Source organism: Streptomyces sp. NPDC000410 (assembly GCF_040300305.1).
Classification (GTDB): Bacteria; Actinomycetota; Actinomycetes; order Streptomycetales; family Streptomycetaceae; genus Streptomyces.
Map to the genome: position 1 here is coordinate 1 of NZ_JBEPDM010000015.1, position 18,734 is coordinate 18,734.

Annotated in this window: 14 protein-coding genes; 6 read left to right on the forward strand and 8 right to left on the reverse strand. The window is 72.3% G+C overall.

The window, feature by feature from the left end; all coding sequences use genetic code 11:
- Positions 1–195 precede the first annotated feature (195 nt).
- Together ABT342_RS17580 and ABT342_RS17585 are read left to right on the forward strand one after the other, a co-directional pair.
- A complete protein-coding gene (locus tag ABT342_RS17580) occupies positions 196–606 on the forward strand; it encodes a hypothetical protein (protein WP_351573915.1) in 411 nt (136 codons plus the stop codon).
- Between the two features lie 256 nt (positions 607–862).
- Positions 863–1,456 carry a DNA-directed RNA polymerase subunit beta family protein gene (locus ABT342_RS17585; RefSeq protein ID WP_351573918.1) on the forward strand — a complete coding sequence of 198 codons (594 nt, stop codon included), beginning with the start codon at positions 863–865 and terminating at the stop codon, positions 1,454–1,456.
- A 121-nt stretch (positions 1,457–1,577) separates the two neighbouring features.
- On the opposite strand, the gene ABT342_RS17590 is transcribed toward ABT342_RS17585, so the two are convergent.
- From ABT342_RS17590 to ABT342_RS17605, 4 genes are all read right to left on the reverse strand, one after another.
- Complete coding sequence (locus tag ABT342_RS17590; RefSeq protein ID WP_351573921.1) at positions 1,578–3,308, reverse strand: hypothetical protein; 1,731 nt, start codon at positions 3,306–3,308, stop codon at positions 1,578–1,580.
- A 5-nt stretch (positions 3,309–3,313) separates the two neighbouring features.
- The gene (locus ABT342_RS17595) at positions 3,314–6,073 is read right to left on the reverse strand and encodes a hypothetical protein (RefSeq protein ID WP_351573924.1); all 2,760 of its coding nucleotides are present in this window, start codon (positions 6,071–6,073) and stop codon (positions 3,314–3,316) included.
- Positions 6,074–6,168: 95 nt separating this feature from the next.
- Positions 6,169–6,603: a Zn-ribbon domain-containing OB-fold protein gene (locus ABT342_RS17600; RefSeq protein ID WP_351573927.1), complete on the reverse strand. Its 435-nt coding sequence runs from the start codon at positions 6,601–6,603 to the stop codon at positions 6,169–6,171.
- Entirely contained in the window at positions 6,603–7,052 is a 450-nt protein-coding gene (locus ABT342_RS17605; RefSeq protein WP_351573930.1) for a DoxX family protein, read from the reverse strand. The genes ABT342_RS17600 and ABT342_RS17605 overlap by 1 nt, the downstream gene beginning before the upstream one ends.
- Before the next feature lie 121 nt (positions 7,053–7,173).
- Here ABT342_RS17605 and ABT342_RS17610 point away from each other — a divergent pair, with 121 nt between their 5' ends.
- On the forward strand, positions 7,174–8,340 hold the full coding sequence (locus ABT342_RS17610) for a flavin-containing monooxygenase (protein ID WP_351573933.1): 1,167 nt from the start codon (positions 7,174–7,176) through the stop codon (positions 8,338–8,340).
- A gap of 8 nt (positions 8,341–8,348) precedes the next feature.
- Here the strand turns inward: ABT342_RS17610 and ABT342_RS17615 are convergent, their stop codons facing one another.
- Together ABT342_RS17615 and ABT342_RS17620 are read right to left on the reverse strand one after the other, a co-directional pair.
- Entirely contained in the window at positions 8,349–9,659 is a 1,311-nt protein-coding gene (locus tag ABT342_RS17615) for a hypothetical protein (RefSeq protein ID WP_351573936.1), read from the reverse strand.
- A 166-nt stretch (positions 9,660–9,825) separates the two neighbouring features.
- A complete protein-coding gene (locus tag ABT342_RS17620) occupies positions 9,826–11,172 on the reverse strand; it encodes a COG1361 family protein (RefSeq protein WP_351573939.1) in 1,347 nt (448 codons plus the stop codon).
- A 239-nt stretch (positions 11,173–11,411) separates the two neighbouring features.
- On the opposite strand from ABT342_RS17620, the gene ABT342_RS17625 reads away from it, so the two are divergent.
- Positions 11,412–13,643, forward strand: coding sequence for an acetate--CoA ligase family protein (locus tag ABT342_RS17625; RefSeq protein WP_351573942.1), 2,232 nt, complete (start codon positions 11,412–11,414; stop codon positions 13,641–13,643).
- Between the two features lie 103 nt (positions 13,644–13,746).
- The gene (locus ABT342_RS17630; protein WP_351573945.1) at positions 13,747–14,568 is read left to right on the forward strand and encodes an enoyl-CoA hydratase/isomerase family protein; all 822 of its coding nucleotides are present in this window, start codon (positions 13,747–13,749) and stop codon (positions 14,566–14,568) included.
- Positions 14,569–14,739: 171 nt separating this feature from the next.
- On the opposite strand, the gene ABT342_RS17635 is transcribed toward ABT342_RS17630, so the two are convergent.
- Positions 14,740–16,902, reverse strand: a complete 2,163-nt coding sequence (locus ABT342_RS17635) for an FG-GAP repeat domain-containing protein (RefSeq protein ID WP_351573948.1) — start codon at positions 16,900–16,902, stop codon at positions 14,740–14,742.
- A 151-nt stretch (positions 16,903–17,053) separates the two neighbouring features.
- On the opposite strand from ABT342_RS17635, the gene ABT342_RS17640 reads away from it, so the two are divergent.
- On the forward strand, positions 17,054–17,662 hold the full coding sequence (locus ABT342_RS17640) for a flavin reductase family protein (RefSeq protein WP_351574269.1): 609 nt from the start codon (positions 17,054–17,056) through the stop codon (positions 17,660–17,662).
- A 126-nt stretch (positions 17,663–17,788) separates the two neighbouring features.
- Here ABT342_RS17640 and ABT342_RS17645 read toward each other — a convergent pair whose 3' ends face one another.
- Entirely contained in the window at positions 17,789–18,733 is a 945-nt protein-coding gene (locus ABT342_RS17645; RefSeq protein WP_351573951.1) for a hypothetical protein, read from the reverse strand.
- Position 18,734 lies beyond the last annotated feature (1 nt).

Genomic DNA, 18,734 nt, shown 5'->3' on the forward strand with positions numbered 1-18,734 from the left:
GCCTCAACGTCCTGTGGGCGATGATCCGTGACGGTGCGTGCTACCAAGCCACACCACCGGTCACGGCAGCGGCTTGACATCAGCATTGGGAAGCTCCTTGCTCGATCCCACCGCCTCCACCGCCCTTCCCACACCTGCCCGAAGTGGATCCTGTCACCCTGGTCACGCTACGCATCCACCCCGATGCTCGGAGCCATGACCAGCGAAGAACTCCCCGATTGGGTACCCGCCTCAGGCCACCAACTCCGGCTCGCAGGCATCCACTTCGACGCGATCTGCGTACGCGGCGTCCGGGGCGAGGCCGTACTCCACCACCTCGCCGAGGCCACGGACGGGCACCCCGGTCCCGTGGTGCGGGAACTCTCGGGCGGGCGGTGGACGTACTTCCTGATCCCGCCCGGGAGCAGCAAGGAGCACACCTGGCCGCCCGGGGCCACGTGCTTCGGACCGGCCGCTCGGGACCAGTACGTCGGCATCCCGGCCCCGAACGGCAATACGTACCCCTTGTCGTGGCGCTGCGGCCCTCCCGTCGGCGCCGAGTTCGTCGACCCGGAACTCCTCCACGAGGTGGTCACCGCCCAGCTCTGCCTACCGCCCGACAGCTGAACGCAGGCCCGCTCGTGGGGGTGGCCGGGTCGGTGGGTTCCTGGTGGTGGCCGTCCTGGGAAAGGGCCACGCCCCGGCCCGTGGCGTGGTGGGGTCGGCCCGGCTCGACGTCTGCGGCCGGGTGGGTGGGGTGCCACCCGCACACCGACCCGGCCGGAGGGGCCCTCGCCCACCTGGCGACACGGGTGACGCCCCATGGGGTGAAACGCACGCGCCCGAGGCAGGGCAGCGCTCCGGGCCGGGCACCATCACGCCGGTGGTGCTCATCACCCGTCCGCCCGGGAGCGAGGAGTTGTCGCAGGTGAACAAGCACGTCTGGAGTCTTGGGGGCGCGGCCGGTGCCGCCGTGCTCGGAGTGGTCGCCGCGCTGGGGCCGGCGGCCGGGACGGCGGCCGCGGGCGAGGACAAGATCGCCCTGATCTCGAAGGTGGGCGTGGAGGACGAGGTCGTGGTGGCGCTCGCGGCCGACGGCTCCTCCGTGGTCACACGGAAGGTGGTCGACAGGCCGGACACCGAGCAGCGGTGGAGCACGGACGAGGACGCGGTCCCCACGGTGCGGCACAGCAACGGGAAGTGCCTCACCGTGTCCGAGGACGGGGGCTCGGTGAGCCTGGAGACCTGCTACAGCCTCGACGCCTGGCTGGACGACGACCCGGCCGCCGAGAAGCTCGCGGACCGTCAGGCGTTTCGTATCGGCGACAAGGGCGACATCGAACGCCGGGTCGAGAGTCTGGGGGACGCGTCCTACGGCACGTGCCTGAAGGCCGCCGGGGTGGGAGAGCGCGTGGAGCTGGCGGACTGCGACCTCGCCGACAAGGGCCAGGTCTGGCTCCACTTCCCCGGCCTCTGACACGGATCGGGCCGGGCCGGGCGGGGCAGGACAGGACCGGGCAGGACCGGGCAGGACCGGGCAGGACCGGCGCCGCTCGGCTCGGCCTGGCTCAGCTCGGCCCGGCTCCGCCCGACTCGGCCTACGCGTTCAGCCGGAGCGTCGACGCGTGGCCGAAGCCGATGGCCGCCGTGAACCGGTGGATGAGCTTCTCCTCCTCCGTGAGCAGGGGGAACGTCGGCAGCAGACCGTCCGGCCGGGCGGCGGCGCGCAGGAACGCGGTGGTGTAGAAGGCGGCCGACCAGCGGCCGCCGGGGTCGCGCCACTCCTGGGCCAGGGCCGGATCGCCCGCTCTCGTGACCGTCGGTTTGCGCCGGGCGAGCTGGGCGAAGAGGGTGGCCGGTGCGGCGGCGCCCGTCGTGTGCTGGGAGTGGTACATCCGCATGCGGCGGTCGCGGCCCGCGCCCAGCCACTGGAGGAGCAGGCGTTCGTAGTCGGCTGTCTTGATGCCGGTCAGCCCGGCGTTCAGCTCCAGGTCGAGGTCCCACCACTCTCGCCACGCCTTCGCGAAGGCGTCCGCGTCACCCCCGAAGAGGTGGGGCGGATAGCTCTGGGCCAGCGAGATCCGCGCGCGGGTGAACAGCGGGAACAGGCCCATCATCGCGCTGCTGAACCCGCACACGGTCACATGCCGCAGCGCGGGTGCCGGGTCCGCTTCCGAGCGGAAGACGGGCGGTGAGGGCATCGGCTTCATCCGGTCGACCGGGGCGCTCGTACCCTGCCAGCGGCTGAAGTCGTCGCCGGGGCGGTAGCCGAACCGGTGGAGGAAGCGGACCACCTCCAGCAGCAGACGGTGGGTCCCCTCCTGGGAGTTGAACGGCTGCCAGGTGTGCCGCCGGTTGTCCTTGCCCGGCTTCAGCGCGGGGAACACCGGCAGGACCAGCAGCGCCGGACGGCCGGAGACGTGCTGGGCCTGGATGAGGGCGAGCTCGCGCATCAGGTGGCGGTAGCCGACGACGGCGTACGGCTGGTTCGCGGCCGTGTCCGCGGTGACCGCGTACGGATACACGGAGCGGAAGGGGTAGGTGGTGTGCGGGAACGTGTCGGTCTCGGTGCTGGGGGTGAAGTAGCAGATGGCGTCCATGCCGTCCTTCGGCACGGGCGCCGTCAGCCGGGGCGCCCAGACGGCCACCAGGAAGCGGGGCTGCTCGGGGTGGCCGCCGGTGACGCTGCCGTACTCCAGCCACAGGAAGCCGCCGGTCTCCTTCAGCGCCACCGCCGTGTCGGTGGTCCGCAGGCGGGCCCAGCCGTCCTTGGCCGCCGGGTCGTCGCCCAGGGCCGTCGGGACATCGCCCGGAGCGTCCCGCAACGAGCGGAAGAGGATCTTCTGGCCCCATACGGAGGCCGAGTCCGGACGCGGCGAGTTGAGGACCGCGTACCGGCGGAGCTGTCCCTGCCCCTCGGTGAAGAAGACCCCGGGCTGCTCGGCCGCCGCCTTGGTGCCGCCGAACGGCCGCGCGGTCACCGGCGCCTGGCGGACGCGGCCGAGCTCCAGGGTGAGGTCGACCGACGCGCCGCCGGACGCCTTGACCAGGGCGCCCCGGTTGTCCCATTCGACCCTGGTCCCGGGCGCGAACCCGGAGCGGCGCAGGGTCACGGACTCCTCGGCGTAGTCGGGGTGGGCGATGCGCAGTTCGATACGGGTCCAGTCGGCGGGCAGCAGGGGCAGGGTCCTCGGCCGTTCGAGCGTGATCTCGAAGTCCTCCGACCGGCGGCCGCCGCCGTCCGTCACGGCCAGCGTGACCGCGGCGGGCTCGGCCGCCGACGGAGGCCGGCCGAGCACGTCGACGGCGGCGAAGGTGAACTGGTCCACGGCGCTCAGAGCTGCATTCCGGTCTTGGGGTCGTAGCGGACCTCGGTGGCGACGATCTGGTCGGTCGGCAGGATCTCGATCCAGGTGTCGAAGACCTTGAAGGGTTCGGCGCCACCGGCCTCGAAGCCCTTGTCCAGCGGGTCGAAGCCGCGCTCGTACACCTTGTCCGTGGGCAGGTAGTTGACGGGCGTGCCGTCCGGGAGCCGGTCGCTGACCTTCTTGCGCGACTTCTCCCACTCGGCGGAGACCACGACCGCGAGATAGCGGACGGCGTCGTGGAGCGTGAGCTGCTCGGGGTCGAGGTCCCGGTAGCGGGCGGCGAGGTCCGGGTCCTTCCACACGTACTTCTTGAGCGCGGCGAGCATCCGGGCGCGCTCGCCGTCGACGGACTCCACGTACAGGCTGTCCAGCCCGTCCGCCCCCTCGACGCCCGCGTTGGTCAGCCAGTCGAGGGCCTCGAACTCCTTGCCCTGCCGGATGGGGACGACGGCCTTGACCCAGGGGGCGTTGAGGAAGGCGTTGCGCAGGTTGTCGCCGTCGAGCTGGAGCAGCCAGCCCAGCGAGCTGCCGAGCCGGGCCGGGGCGGATTCGGCGGTGATGTAGTAGTCGTCGGCGTCGGTGATGCCGGTGCCCCAGCTGACGACGGTGCTCTTCTCGAATTCCTGCCCGGTCGCACCGGTGTCGAGGCCGATTTTCTGCTTTCCGACGATCTTGTTGGGCACCCACCATTCGGGCGCCACGAAGTACAGCATCTTGTCGACCTCGAACAGGCTCTGCACCAGCTCCGCCATGATGTGGTGGGCCTGGTAGCCCGTGCCGCCGGACAGTCCGGCGCCGGTGAAGAGCTGGCGGACCAGATCGCGGTAGACGACGATCCGCTCCTCTTCGCGCAGGTCGTCGAAGGGGCGGGGGCGGATCTCCGAGGCGAGCTTCACGCGCTCCTGCGCCGCCGTGAAGAACGCCTCCTTCGCCAGTCGCTCCTTCTCCTGGTCCACCTGCGCGAGGCGCTGCTTGTTCGCGTCCTCGATCTCCTTGCGGTAGGCGGCGGTCGGGGCGTAGGTCACGGTGAAGCGGTACGTGAAGACGTCCTCGTCCTCGCTGTGCCCGACGATCCGGATCGCCAGCGTGTTGCCGCCCTTCACGGTCTCCTTGATGTCCAGCGCGGCCACGTTGTCGCTCATCCACTGGACGTCGCCGTGGCGCTGATAGGTGAATCCCTGCTTCGGGTACAGGACGCGGTCTTCGAGGCGGTGGTCGAAGTAGTCGTCGTCCGGGCCCTTCCAGGAGCCTTCGAGGGTCTCCTCGTACTCCTCGGGCATGGGGATCAGCTGGGCGGGCTGCACCTGGGTCTCGGGGGGCTTGGCGAGATGGACCAGTTTGGCGACGCCGAGCTGGTCGCCGGGCCGGTCCACGTAGGTCTGCCAGCACATCTGGGTGCCGATGTCCTGGACCTGCACGCCGACCTGCCGCATCTTGCGGCGCAGCTCGTAGTTGACGAGCTTGTCGGTGGTGTTCTGGAGGAGGTAGCGCTTGCTGGAGGTGTCGGTGGTCTCGACGACGGTCTTGAACGTCGACTTGAAGCTGCGCTTGATCTCCGAGGAGAGCTTGATGGTCTGCTGGCGCAGCTGCTTGTGGGTCTGCTCCTTCGCGGTCTTGCGGGAGTTCTCGCTCTCGTAGTTCGTCGTCGCGGAGGCCTCGGTGTTGAAGACGCCGATGCCGCCGCTCGCGCTCGCGGACAGGCTCACGCCGAACTTGGTGCTGCTCTCGTTCTCCTGCCGGACGGACGCGGAGAGTTCGTCCTGGACGGTGGACTGCTCCTCGCTGCGGTCGGCGGTCTCGACGGACGACTCGGTGGTGCGCTCGGTGAGGGTGCGGCGGGTGCTGATCTCGATCAGCTCGACGCTGGCGCCGGGGCTGAGCCAGACGTGCTGGACGGGCGGACCGAGGAAGGAGTCGAACTCGAAGAAGTACTGCCGGAAGAGGTGGACGAGGCCGAGCGGCGAGAGCGAGGCGTCGGCCGGGCCGCTCGCGGCGGCCGCCGCCCGGGGCGTGGAGACGGGGGCGCCGAGGAGCCCGGCGAGGGCGTCGATCACCGGTACGTCGAGGAGGCGGGTGCCCGCCGCGTACATGGCGTGCAGGACGTCGTAGCGGCCGGTGGCGTGCAGCTGCTGGAGCGTGCCGGCGACCTGGGACTCGCGGGCGGCGAGGGCGGCCTTGTCGGGCGCCGCGGCGGCGGCCGCCCCGGTGGCCGCGGCCGCCCCGGTGGCGCCGGCCGCCCCGGTGGCGCCGGCCGCCCCGGTGGCGTGGACGATCACACCGCCCTGGGAGATCTTGGTCTCGGCGATCCGGAGCAGGGCGGCCAGGCCTTCCGGGCCGGGGCCGACGAGGCGGTCCCAGACGGCGGGGTCGGTGAGGTCCTCCCGCTGGAGCCGGGCCACCAGCTCCTGGGAGACCACGGTGTCGAGCACGGCGGGCAGCACGGAGGCGACACCGGGCGCCGCCGCGCCGGGCTGGATGGTCACGGGCGGCGGGTCGGCGGCGGCCGTTGTGGCGGCCGTTCCCGAGGAGGGCGGCGGGGCGAGGGTGTAGGAGGGCCGCATCTTCTCGGTGAGTGCGGCGGCGAGGGAGCGGTGGACTGCGCTGCCGGTGGCCCCGAAGCGCTTGGCGAGACGGGCGGAGCGCCAGCCGAGCAGCGGCTGGTAGACCCCGTAGAGCTCGGACGCGTACGGCAGGGAGCCGTCGAATTTGGCGAGGTTGACCTTCATGCCCACACTCCCTCGGCAGAAGCCCGTGATCCGGCAAAGCGGCCGGGGCAACAGGATCTGCGCGGGGAGGCGTCCGGGTCAGCCGGTCGGGTGGATCACCGGCTCAAACCACCTGCTGGGGTGGGCCGGTGGCACGGGCGGAACACGGCCACGGCCGGTGCGCCGTCCGCGCCACCGCGGAAGGTGACCTCCAGCTCCATCCCGATCCGCAGGTCCGCCTCCGCGCACTCGACGATCTCCGTCATCATGCGCGGGCCTTCGACGAGGTCGACGACCGCCGCCGTGTAGGGCGTACGGTCGCCGAACGGCGGGAGGTCGTTGCGGTGGACGACGGACCAGGTGTAGAGCGTGGCGCGGCCGCTCGCGGGCTCCCACCGCACGTCGTCGCTCCAGCAGCGCGGGCAGAACTCGCGGGGGTAGTGGTGGGCCTTCGTACAGGTGCGGCAGCGGCGTAGCAGCAGGCGGCCCTCGGCGGCCGCGTCCCAGTAGGGGCGGGTGAAGTCGTCGATCTCGGGTGTCGCGGCGGTCATCAGAACAGTCCGATCGCGTGGTCGAGGGACCAGGTCTGCCAGGACATGGCGACGAGGGCGACGAGCGAGATCAGCGCCATCATCGCGTTCTGCCCCTGCTCGGCCCAGTCGTGGATCATCAGGACGAGGTAGAGGAGGTTGAGGAGCAGCCCGCCGACGAGGGCGACGGGCGTGAGGAAGCCGGTGATCAGGCCAAGGCCCAGGGCCAGTTCGGCGTAGACGACGAGGTACGCCATCGCCTTGGGGCGGGGCGCGACGACCTTCTGGAAGCCGGTCCGCACGAACGGCCACCGGTGTTTGCCGGCGACGTCGGCCGCCCACGCGATGCCCGTGCCGCGTTCGAACCAGCCCTTCTTGTCCTTGTGCCGCCAGCTCTCCAGCCACCACAGGCCGAGGCCGATGCGCAGGACGGCGAGCCATTCGGCGCCGGTGAGCCAGATCGTCCCCATTCCGGGCCCCCTCACTCCCAAGTATCTGACGGTACGTCAGTTCACCGGACGGGCCGCCGGGAGCGCAAGGGGTCGTCGGCCGTGACCGATTCGCAATCGCGCCCCGTTACGCTCGGCGCTCATGCCGGATCACAGAGCCATGGATGGCTTGGACCTCACGAACGACCGCCCCGTCTACGTCATCGGCGCAGGACCCGGCGGCCTCGCCGTCGCCGCCGCGCTGAAGGAGCGGGGCGTACGCGCCGTCGTCCTGGAGAAGTCGGCGTCCGTCGGGGCGTCCTGGCGCGGGCACTACGACCGGCTGCGGCTGCACACCACCCGGCGGCTGTCGGCGCTGCCAGGGCTCACGATGCCCCGGAAGTTCGGGCGGTGGGTGTCCCGGGACAACGTCATCCGCTACCTGGAGAAGTACGCGGAGGTCCACGAGCTGGAGCTGGTGACCGGCGTCGAGGTCTCCCGGATCGAGCCCGCCGGCACCGACTGGGTGCTGCACGCGTCGGGCGGCCGCCGGCTGACCGGGCGCGCGGTGGTCGTCGCCACCGGCTACAACCACACCCCGCGCGTGCCAAACTGGCCGGGCCTGGACGCGTACGGCGGTGAACTGCTGCACGCCTCCGCGTACCGCGGCCCCGCGCCCTACGCGGGCAAGGACGTCCTGGTCGTCGGCGTCGGCAACACGGGCGCGGAGATCGCCGTCGACCTGGTGGAGGGCGGCGCGGCGCGGGTACGGCTGGCGGTGCGCACCGTCCCGCACATCGTGCGCCGCTCCACGGCCGGCTGGCCCGCCCAGCGCACCGCGATCCTGGTGCGCCGGCTGCCGGTGCGGCTGGTGGACAGGGCCGCGCGGCTGATGTGCCGCGTCGCCGTCCCGGACCTCACGGCCCACGGTCTGCCCCGCCCCGACACCGGCCTCTACTCCCGGGTGCGCCAGGGCGCCATCCCGGTCCAGGACGTCGGCCTGATCGCCGCGGTCCGGGCGGGCCGCGTCGAGCCGGTCGCCGCGGTCGAGTCCTTCGAGGACGGCAAGGCCGTCCTCGCGGACGGCTCGCGCATCGCCGTGGACACGGTCATCGCCGCGACCGGCTACCGCCGTGGCCTGGAACCCCTGGTCGGCCATCTCGGCGTCCTGGACGCCCGCGGCCGCCCGGTGGTGCACGGCGGCCGTACGCCGCGCGACGCACCGGGCCTCTACTTCACGGGCTTCACGAACCCGATCAGCGGAATGCTGCGCGAACTGGCCCGGGACGCCGAGAAGATCGCGAGGGCCTTGGCGCCCCGGAGGGGCTAGGGCCAGACCTAGGAGACGCGGCTCCGGCGGCGGGTCACCGCGAACACCGCGCCTCCCACGGCGACGAGCGCGGCCGCGCCGCCGCCGATCAGCGCGATGTTGTCGGAGCCGGTGTCGGCGAGGTCACCGCTGGTGGACCCGGTGGTGCCGCCGGACGTGCCGGTGGACCCGGTCGTGCCGGTGGTGCCGGACGTACCCGTGGACCCGGTGGACCCGGACGTACCCGTCGAGCCGGACGTGGAACCGGACGTGCCCGTGGACCCGGACGTACCTGTCGAGCCGGTCGTGGAACCGGACGTGGAACCGGACGTGCCCGTGGAGCCGCCGTCCGCACCGCCATCCGTACCGCCATCGGTGCCGTTGAGGACGATCTCAGCGGTGTCGTTCTTCGGGTTGGGGTCGAGATCATTCTCGACCACATGCTCCACGGCCACCTTGCCCTTGGCGTTCTCCACCACCTTGTCGATCCGAAGCTTGATGGGGAAGGAGAGCTTCTCGTCATCGAGGATCGACCCCTGGCTCAGGGGCTTCGTGCACATGATCAGGCCGCGGCCGTACGGCTGGCATCTGTCCGGGTAGCCGACGGGCGTGGTGCCCTCAGGCGGGGTGATCATCACCCGGAAGCTGTACGCGCCCGGGTCGGGCGGCCCCTCGGGGAACCAGGCCACCCAGGCCGGGCCGTTGTTGGCGAAGCCGACGTCGGCCGTGACCGTCTCGCCCGCCTTGCCCGAGATCCTGGCACCGCTCACGGAGTAGTCCGCGGTGTTGTCGACCTCGATGTCCTGCATCACGAAGGACCGCGTGCCCTTCGGCTTGGCCGAGCCGCGCTTGACCAGGTCCAGCTGGGTGCCGCCCGCGCGGACGTTCTCGCGGTGCTTGTCGAGCGCGGCCTTCGAGGCGGGCTCCACCCGCCACTGGACGACATCGGTCATCGCCCAGCGCTGGGTGCCGAAGGAGAAGGCGCTCGACGTGTCGTACACGGCGCCCGGGGCGAGAGTCTCGTCCAGCACACAGACGGCCGTCTCGTAGTCCTCCCTGTCGCCCGGAGCCCTGTCCTTGTACTCGCAGTTGGAGAACTGCCGCATGGACTTCAGCCCGTACGAACTGGCGAACGTCAGGATGGCGCCCTCGGCCGCCTCGTCGCCCTTGTTGGCCACGCCCACGGGCACGGTGACCGGGGCACCCGGCTTGAGTCCGCCGACATCCGCCAGGCCTTCCAGAACCAGATCCGGTCCCGCCGCCGCGTGGGCCGGTGCCACAGCTCCGGCGGGGCCCAGCAGCCCCACGGCCAGCAGTGCCGCCGCACCACCCCGCACCATTCCTCTGAACCCTGCTATGCCGATCTTTTCCATGCCAGGTCAGACAGGTGTGGGGCCGCAAAGGTTGTACCGGGCCGCGCCGCGACCGGGGGCCCTCCGAACCGGACACGATCCCGGGCCCCGGGCCCGCCCACCGTCGCGGCGGGCAGGCCCGAGGGCTTCGGCGTCAGGCCGTCGCCGGATTCAGGACCAGCTTCGCCTTGTTGTTCGCCGTGTTCGGGTCGTACGGCAGCGGCTGGCTGCCGTACGCGGACCGCAGGGTCACCTGGCCGGTGGAGCCGGGTATGACGGTGTCGATCCGCAGCTCGAACGGGAAGGTCACCGTCTGCCTCTCGGCCACCCACAGCGGCAGGTCGCACGCGTAGCGCGGGGCGCCGGCCGGGGTCTCGCTGTCGTACCAGCCGCCGTCCAGGGTGCGGGGCGAGCAGTTCTCCGGGACGCCCGTCACCGTGGCGCCCTGGGGGACGATCAGGTCGACGGCCGCGACGGGGTCGCCGGAGCCCAGGTTCGCGACCCAGGCCGGGCCCTTGTTGCGGAAGGTCAGGGCGGCCTTCACGGTCTCACCGGCCGCACCCGTCACCCTCGCGCCACGGACCGCGAAGTCGGCCGTGTTGACGGCCTTGACGCCGAGGACCCCGCCGTTGTCGCTGGGCGAGAGGTCCGTGGCGCCGTCGCCCGCCTGGGCGCTCATGTCGATGCGCTCGAGGAGGGCGTAGGAGGCCACCGTCGCGTTCAGCGGGGTGGGCAGCGTGAACGAGCCGCCCGGCTCGACGACGTCGTCGAACGCGCAGTCCACCTTGGTCACGGGCTTGACCGTGCCCTCGCCGATCGGCTCGCTGGTGCACTGGGGGGCGAGACCGCCCAGGTTCAGCCCGCGCGTGACATACATCGTCACTTGGACGCCGTTGGCGGCCTCGTTGCCGTTGTTGACGACGGAGAACGGCACCGGCACGGTGCTGCCCGGCGTGACGCCGTCCACCGACGCGGGCTGCGCCAGGACGAGGTCGGGGCCCGACGCGACCGTGAACGTCGTCTCGGAGTCGGGCGCCGTGAGGACGCCGCCCGTCCCGTTCGTCGTGGCCGTCGCCGCGTACGTGATCTTGCCACTGGCGCCGGCGTCCGCCCCGGACGCCGCCTTGACCTCCAGCTTCACCGGGGTCTCGCCCGTCAGCGGCACCTCCGGGAAGGAGCAGACGGCGGTCGTGCCGGTCGGCGCGCACGCCTCCGGCCAGGTGACCTCGGCCACGCCGGCCAGGCCGGAGACGTCCACGGTGAGTCGGCCGTCGGTCACCGTGTAGGCGCTGTTGTCGTGGTACAGGCCCAGCTCGACGGTGGTGGCCCGGGGCTGCTGGCCGTCGGCGGCCTTGAGCAGCGCGACCTCCCACGGCGACTGGATCCACAGCTGGTCACCGGCGGCGAATGCCGGGGTGGCCATCCCGACCGCGACCAGCCCCGCCGCGGTGGCGGCACAGGCGCCGAGCCGCAGGGCGCGGCCGACGGAAGGCTTGCTCATTGATCTCCTCATTTGTCTGTTTCACCAACCCTCAGGGAGGGAGGGCGGTGCGATGACATGACCGGTGAACGCGCTTGAAGGTTGTACCGACCCACCCGGGGACCGACCCGGAGACCGACCCGGGGATCGGGCCCGGATCAGCTACTTCGGCGCACGCTGTTCCTGACATGCCGTCAGTTCGCTAATCTGACAGTGCGTCAGTTAGACGTCTGGCCGACGAGCGAGGAGCGGGCGGAACGATGCTTGGATCAACCCACGGCACCCTCACCACCGATCTCCGCGCCCGGGTGGTGGCCTGCGGCGAACAGCCGCGGGGCGCCGTCCACGACACGGCGGAGGTCACCGCCACCGCCGGGGACCTGGATGTCAGCGGCCGCCCGTTGCACGCACCCGTCCCCGACCTGGACCGGTTCTTCCGGCCCGAGGCGGTCGCGGTCGTCGGCGCCTCCGACGCCGAGGGGCGGCCGAACACCGGGATCACCCGGCAGCTGATCGCCTGGGCCGAGCGGGTCGGGGCACGGCTGTATCCGGTGCATCCGAACCGCGCGTCCGTCTTCGGACTGCCGTGCGTCCCGTCCGTCGCGGACCTGCCGGAACAGGTCGACCTGGCCGTACTGCTGGTCGGCGACCCGCTGCCCGTGATCGAGGAACTCGCCCAGGCCAAGGTGAAGTTCGCCGTGGCCTTCGCGTCCGGGTTCGCGGAGACCGGGGAGGAGGGCGCGGCCGCCCAACGGCGGCTCGCCGCGGCCGTCGAGCAATCCGGGCTGCGGCTGCTCGGCCCGAACACCAACCTCAACGCCTTCGAGAAGTTCCGCACCGACCTGGACGGCCCGGCCATCGCCCTGATCACCCAGTCCGGGCACCAGGGCCGCCCCGTCTTCACCCTGCAGGAGCTGGGCATAAGGCTGTCCCACTGGGCGCCCACCGGCAACGAGGCCGATCTGGAGACCGCCGACTTCATCTCGTACTTCGCCGGGCGGCCCGAGGTCGGGGCCATCGCCTGCTACGTGGAGGGGCTCAAGGACGGGCGCTCCTTCCTGCTCGCCGCCGACCGCGCGGCCCGCGCCGGCGTACCGGTCGTGGCGGTCAAGGTCGGCCGGACCGAGACCGGGGCGCGGATGGCCGCCTCGCACACCGGCAAACTCACCGGCGCCGACCAGGTCGTGGACGCGGCGATGCGGCAGTACGGCGTGATCCGCGTGGACGGGCTCGACGAACTCCAGGACACCGCCGCCCTGCTGGCGCGCGCACGCAAGCCACGGGCCGAGGGCGTCGTCGTCTACTCGATCTCCGGCGGCACGGGCGCGCACTTCTCGGACCTGGCGACCGCCGCCGGGCTGACCCTGCCGGTGCTCGGCGACGCCAAGCAGGCCGAACTGCACCAGTGGATACCGGAGTACCTGAACGTCGCCAACCCCGTCGACAACGGCGGTCACCCGGTCGGCGACTGGCGCGGCCGGAAGATCATCGACGCGATCCTCGCCGACCCGCAGGTCGGCGTGCTGATCTGCCCGATCACCGGGCCCTTCCCGCCCATGAGCGACAAGCTCGCCCAGGACCTCGTGGACGCGGCGGAGGCGACGGACAAGCTGGTGTGCGTGGTGTGGGGCTCGCCCGTCGGCACGGAGGAGGCGTACCGCACGACGCTGCTCGGGTCGTCGCGGGTCGCCACCTTCCGCACGTTCGGCAACTGCATCACCGCGGTGAAGGCGTACCTCGACCACCACCGGTTCACCAGCGGGTACCGCTCGCCCTTCGACGAGGCACCCCGCACCCTCTCGCCGTCCTTCCGCAAGGCACAGGCCCTGATGCGCCCCGGCCACCGGCTCAGCGAGCACGCCGCCAAGCAGCTGCTGCGCGCGTACGGCATCCGCGTACCGCGCGAGCAGCTCGTCACCAGCGCGGCGGCCGCGGTGCGGGCGGCGGGGCTGGTCGGCTACCCGGTGGTGATGAAGGCGTCCGCGCCCCAGCTCGCGCACAAGACCGAGCTGGGCCTGGTGAAGATCGGGCTGACCTCGGCCAGCCAGATCCGCGACGCCTACCGCGAACTGACCGACATCGCCCGCTACGAGGGCATCGACCTGGACGGCGTCCTGGTCTGCCAGATGGTCGAGCGGGGCGTCGAGATGGTCGTCGGCGTCACCCAGGACGCGCTCTTCGGCCCGACGGTGACGGTGGGCCTGGGCGGGGTGCTGGTGGAGGTGCTCCAGGACGTGGCGGTACGCGTCCCCCCGTTCGGCGAGGACCAGGCCCGCTCGATGCTCGGCGAACTGCGCGGGCGGGCCCTGCTGGACGGGGTCAGGGGCGGGCCTCCGGTGGACGTGGACGCGCTGGTGGAGGTCGTCCTGCGGGTGCAGCGGATGGCGCTGGAGCTCGGCGGGGACCTGTCCGAGCTGGACATCAATCCGCTGATGGTCCTGCCGCGCGGGCAGGGCGCGGTGGCGCTGGACGCGCTTGCCGTGTGCCGCTGACGTTCCGCGTACCGGTGACGTGCGGTATGCCGCCGACGTGCCGTATGCCGGTGACATGCCGTATGCCGATGCCGCTGAAACGACGACTTGGAGCCGTACGCCCATGACTTCCTCCCCCGAAGAGTCCACGAGGTCCGCTGACTCATTGGTACTGCACACCACTGACAACGGCGTCTCGTGGATCACCCTCAACCGGCCCGAAGCCATGAACGCCGTCACCTGGGACCAGCGCGAACGCGTCATCGCGCTGCTCGCCGACGCCTCCGCCGACCCCGCCGTCCGGGCCGTCGTCCTCACCGCCACCGGCAAGGGCTTCTGCGCCGGCGCGGACCTGCGCGGGGCGCCTTCCACCGGGGCGCGCGTCGCGGGCGATGTGGCCCGTACGATCCGGCTCGGCGCCCAGCGCCTCATCGGAGCCGTACTCGACTGCGAGAAGCCGGTGATCGCCGCCGTGAACGGCACGGCGGCCGGGATCGGCGCGCATCTCGCGTTCGCCTGCGATCTGGTGCTGGCCGCCGAAGAGGCCCGGTTCATCGAGGTGTTCGTACGCCGCGGACTCGTCCCGGACGGCGGCGGGGCCTATCTGCTGCCCCGGCTGATCGGCCCGCAGCGGGCGAAGGAGCTGATGTTCTTCGGGGACGCGCTGGCGGCCGCCGACGCCGAGCGGATGGGCCTGGTCAACCGGGTCGTACCGGCCGGGGAGTTGGGGAAGACGGCCCGCGAGTGGGCCGAGCGCCTCGCCCAGGGCCCGACCCGCGCCCTCGCCCTCACCAAGCAGCTGGTCAACGCCTCCCTCGACACCGACCGGGCCGCGGCGTTCGCGGCCGAGGCGGCGGCCCAGGAGATCAACATGACGACGCGGGACGCGAACGAGGGAGTGGCGAGCTTCGTGGAGCGCCGCACTCCCCAGTACCGGGGCCGGTGAGCGAGTGCAGGGAGCGCTGAGCGAGCGTCGGGGTCGGTGACCAAGTACCGGGGCCGGCGACCGATTACCGGGTCGGTGACCGAGTAAGGGAGCCGCTGAGCTGCCTTCCGGGGCAGGCCGGGCGGGCCGGGCGGGCCGGTGACCTGCCCCGCCTGCCCCGGAAGGTGTCCGTCAGGACAGACTGCTGTACGCGCCCCAGCCGCTGCCGAGCTTCACGCCGGACCTGTACGCGCCCGTGCCGTTGCCCTCGTACCGGTACAGGTCACCGCCGGTCGTACGCGACACCAGGTCGTCGACGCCGTCCTTGGTGAGGTCGCCGATGCCGACGGTGGCATTGTGGCCGCCCCAGCCGGAGCCGATCTGCGTTCCCGAGCCGATGGCGCCCTTGCCGTTGCCGTAGTAGCGCCACAGCCTGCCGGAGGTGTCCTTGCCCAGGATGTCCCCGCGGCCGTCGGCGTTCAGGTCGCCGGCGCCGATGGGCGTCACCGTCTTCCAGCCCGTACCGATCTTGCCCTGCCCCTTCACGAAGCCGGTGCCGACTCCCGCGTACAGGTACAGGTCGCCGGTGGACGCGTGGCGGCCCACCAGGTCGGACAGCCCGTCACCGGTCAGGTCGCCGGAGGAGACGAGCGTGTCGAAGCCGCCCCAGCCCGTGCCGATCTTCACCGACGGGGTCTGCGGGGTGACGACGCTGCCGCACTCGGGGCTGTACCGGTGCAGTTCGCCCGCGGCGTTGCGCACGAGGACGTCGTTGCAGCCGTCCGCGGTCAGGTCGCCGAACGGGATGACGGTGGAGGCGGCCGGCCAGGCTCCGCCGCTGACCTTCGCCGAGACGGCCTTCGACGCGTCGCCCTTGTGGACGACGAGCTCGCCCGACGCCGTACGGCTGAACAGGTCGACGTACCCGTCGGCCCCGACGTGGTCGCGGCGCACGAGCTTCGGCGCCGGCTGCGGGGCGGTCAGTCCGGTGCCCGCGGTCCACAGCTGGTAGCCCTGCGCCCACACCGCGGAGGCGTTGCCGTCCGGACCGACGGCGACGGCGCCCTCGGCGTAGTCGGACGGGGCCTCGCTGAGCGTCCGCGGGGTGCCCCAGACGCCGCCGACCCGGGCGGCGGTGACGAAGACACGCTGGTCGTCGGCGCCGGAGTTCTGCGCCCAGCCCGCCTGGACCGTTCCGTCGTAGCCGATGTTCGCGTCGAACTGCTCGGGGACGTAGCCGGTCGAGAGCGTCTTCGGCTCGGACCAGGTGTCGGTGGCGGCGGAGCGGGTGGAGGTGCGGACGTCGAACCGGTCCGTGTACTCGAGCCAGACCAGGGTGGCGTCGCCGTTCGGCCCGATCAGCGGGTCCACCGTCTGGAAGCCGTTGTCGTTGGTGGCCACGGCCTCCGCGAGGAACCAGCCGGGCTGGGCCTCGTCGGCCTTGCGGCGCGCGGAGAGGAGGACCGTCCCGTCGGTCGACTCGCTCGCGGACTGCTGCCACGCCACGACGAACATGCCGTCGTTGCCGACCGCCAGCTTCGGCGAGCCGGTCCACAGGGCCGGGTCGCCGATCGGCGCCGGAGCGCTCCACTCCGCCGAACCGGCGTTCCGCACCGTGCTCTTGGCCGTACGGCCGTCTGCGCGGTTCTCGGTCCAGGCGACGGCGATCGCGCCGGTACGCCCGACCGCGATCTCCGGCTGCGCGGCGTACGCGCCCGCTTCGGTGGCGGCCACCCGCATCGGCTGGGACCAGGGGTTCGCGACGGCGGTGCGCTCGGCGACATAGATCTCCGAGCTCTGGCTCGCGTTCTGGCGCCAGGTGGCAGCGGCACGGCCGTTCGGGCTCACCGCGACCTTCGGGTCCACGATGGACGACGCCGAGGCGATGTCCACGGGCGCGCCCCACTGCGTGGCCCCGGGCGCCAGCACGGACACCCGCAGGGCCGTGCCGCCGGAGGCGGGCTTCTCGGTCCAGGACGCGGTCACCGACCCGTCCTCCGACGGGCCGAGCTGCGCGGTCCGTTCCGCGCCCGCCGTCAGCCGCTGCGGGGTCCCCCACGCCGCGCTCCTGGCCGGGCGCACCGCGGCCCACACCTCGGTCACCGTGTGGTCGTCGTCGGGCGTCCAGTACCACAGCGCGACGGCGTCACCGTGGACGGTGGACTGCACATCGGCCACGTTGACGAGCTGGTGGTCGAGCGTGAGCGCGGTCGGCGCGCTCCACGGCCCGATCTCGGCCGCGGCCGCGGCCGGCGCCGTCGCGAGAACCGTGACGGCCGTCGTCCCGATGCCGACGCCCCCCAGCGTCAGCGCGGGCACCAGCGCGGCCGTGATGATTCTGTTCCTCTTGAGCAAGCGAGGTCCTCCCCCTCGTACAAATGTTTGCGCGAGAGTAGCAGCGGGATACGACGGTTCCGCACCTGGATATCCGCCGTGCGGGCGGGCAGAGGGGTTCCCAGCTGACGGGTCGTCAGGTTCAATGGTTGGCGTGATGGGACACGCAGGGATGGCGGCCACCGCCGTCCGCTACCTCAGGTCCGTCGGCGCCGCCACGGCCGCCGAGCAGCCCGCCGAGCCCTTCGACGCCCTGCCGCGCCCGGAGCTCCGAACCGTCGGCGCCGACGAGCGGCCGCCGGTCGACCCCGGCGAATTCCGCCGCGTGCTCGGCCACTTCGCGAGCGGGGTGACCGTGATCACGGCGTACGACCCCGAGGGCGGCGGCCCCGCCGGCTTCGCCTGCCAGTCCTTCGCGTCCCTGTCCCTCGACCCGCCCCTGGTCGCCTTCATGGTCGCGCGTACGTCGACGACCTGGCCGCGTATCGCCCGCGCCGGGTCCTTCTGCGTCAACATCCTGGGCGCGGACCAGGGCGAGCTGTGCCGGGCCTTCGCGGTGAGCGGCGCGGACAAGTTCGCGGGCGTCGACCACGGACCCGCGCTCGTGACCGGGGCCCCGCGCCTCGACTCCGTACCGGCCTGGATCGACTGCACGATCAAGACCGTGCACACCGGGGGCGACCATCTGATCGTGGTGGGACGGGTGGAGGCGCTGGGGGCGGAGGGCGAGGGCGATCCCCTGCTGTTCCACCGGGGGCGGTTCGGGCGGTTCAGCGCCTAGGTCCTGTCCGGCCTGATCGACCGGACAGGACCTGACCAGGGCGCCGGCGCGGCGGGCTCGGAGCTCGGCCGGGGCGGTGAACGGACCAGCACGCCATCCCTCACCGACGCACGAGCAGGACGGAACCTACGAGCCCGACCGCCGGAGGGTGTACGCCTCGGGCGAATCCAGGTCCCCCACCAGGTAGTTCAGCTTGGGGTCGGATGCGGTGCCGCCGATCCGCCAGTCGTCGAAGTAGTCACAGCCGGCGATGTCGATCTCGACGGTCTGCTCCCAGGGATCCGGGTCCGGGACATACACCCAGGTGCCGGTGCCTTCGCATGTCCCTTCCTCGAGACCGAAGGGGTCGTCCGGGAGGTTCCGCGCGGTGGCCCTGCCGTCCCCGGCGAGGGTGAGCGTGGCGCCGTAGCCGCTCGTCCAGGTACCGGCCACGCGACCGCCGCCGAGGACCGGGGGGTGGTACTCGTCGATCAGCCCGGCCTTCATGCCCCCATGGCAGGCGAGGGCCAGGACGAGCAAGGTCGCGACCCCGGCCCCCAGCACGTGGCGCACCCCCGGGCGTCGGCGCCCCGTCTCGCTCCGCAGCTTCCTGACCCGGACCGTCAGGGCCGACGCCGACAGCACGCCCGTGCACGCCGACCACCAGCCGGCGGCGACGGCCAGACCCCAGACCGCCGCCACGTACGCCATCGGCAGCGCCACCAGCACGGCGGCGACGACGGGGATCCACCACCACGCCTCGCGGCCGGTCAGCCGGCTCCCCAGCCAACGGGCGAGGGCCGCCAGCGGCAGCACCACCAGCGCCGTACCGAAGACGGCGCCCGGCAACCCGAAGCACGCGAGGAACGGCACGCCCGCGACGAACCTCTCCGGGGGGCTCTGCCGGATCAGCGTCTCCGCGTCGTACTCGCTGTACGTGTACAGCTGGAGGGCGATGACGCCCGCCAGGAACAGCGAGGTCACCGCGACCCCGAAGGTGCCCACCCCCTGCCACAGCCCCTGCCCGGCCGTCCACTGCCCGGGGGTCCCCGGCCGTGCCGTCCCCCGCCCGGTCCTGCGCGCCACCGTCATG